The organism is Ruegeria sp. AB9 (assembly GCF_056542585.1).
In genome coordinates this window covers 1-1,220 of the sequence record NZ_JBQGAA010000059.1, presented here as the reverse complement: position 1 = coordinate 1,220, position 1,220 = coordinate 1, and the positions used below count along the sequence as shown (strand labels likewise).

The 1,220-nt window shown below is 54.5% G+C and carries 1 pseudogene; it reads left to right on the top strand.

Annotation, left to right across the window (positions count from 1 at the left end):
• Positions 1-59 precede the first annotated feature (59 nt).
• Positions 60-1,186 (top strand): annotated as a pseudogene (locus ACR0K5_RS25105) (IS3 family transposase).
• Positions 1,187-1,220: the final 34 nt, after the last annotated feature.

Genomic DNA, 1,220 nt, shown 5'->3' with positions numbered 1-1,220 from the left:
CGCTGAGCCTCCCCAACTGAACTGGTCCACCGTTATGTTTAGGAAACGGAGGACCACGAATGGCAAACAAGAGACCAAAGCCCGAAGAAATTGTCTCGAAGTTACGGCAGGTTGAAGTTCTGATGGGGCAAGGCATGTCCCGTCTTGATACGATCAGGCAGATCGGCGTTGTTGAACAAACCTATTACCGCTGGAGAAAGAAGTACGGTGGAATGGGTGTAGATCAGTTGAAAGAACTGAAGCGACTTCAGAAAGAGAACGAACGGCTGAGGCGCGCGGTTTCTGATCTGACGTTGGACAAATTAATCCTGACGGAAGCCACAAAGGGAAACTACTGATCCCCGCTCGTCGTCGTGCCTGCATCGATCATGTCCGCAGCCAGCTCAAAGTATCTGAGCGACGCGCCTGCCGCGTGCTTAGACAACACCGGTCTACGCAACGGCGCGTCCCACAAGGTCGCGCAGACGAAGACCGGCTGGTGGCCGACATGATCGAGCTGACCCGTCAATATGGCCGATATGGTTATCGCAGGGTCGCTGCGCTGCTGAGAGAGGCTGGATGGTTCGTCAGTGATGGGCGGGTTGAACGGCTCTGGCGGCGAGAGGGGCTGAAAGTGCCAGTGAAACAACCGAAGAAAGGACGGCTCTGGCTAAACGATGGGTCGTGAGTTCGGCTGCGGCCGGAGTATCGCAACCACGTGTGGTCCTATGACTTCGTCCATTGCCGAACCGATGATGGCAAAGCTTTCAGGACGCTGAACATCCTTGATGAGTACAGTCGGGAATGTTTGGCTATCAGGGGCGAGCGGAAGCTGAACTCGACCGATGTAATCGATGTCCTGACAGACCTATTCTTACTTCGCGGCGCGCCGAGTTTCATACGTTCAGACAATGGGCCGGAATTTGTCGCCCAGGCTGTCCGAGACTGGATTGCTGCCGTCGGTGCCAAGACGGCTTACATCGAATCCGGCAGCCCATGGGAGAACGAATATTGTGAAAGCTTCAATGGCCGGTTCAGGGACGAGCTACTCAACGGCGAAATCTTCTACAGCCTACGCAAAGCACAAATCCTGATCGAACAATGGAGAAAAAGCTACAACACAAAACGACCCCACAGTGCTCTGGGCTATCGCCCGCCAGCACCCGAAACCATCATCCCGATGGATCACAGGCCGATGATGCACTAACAATCAATTTGGACCAGTCAGATGAGGCTGCTCA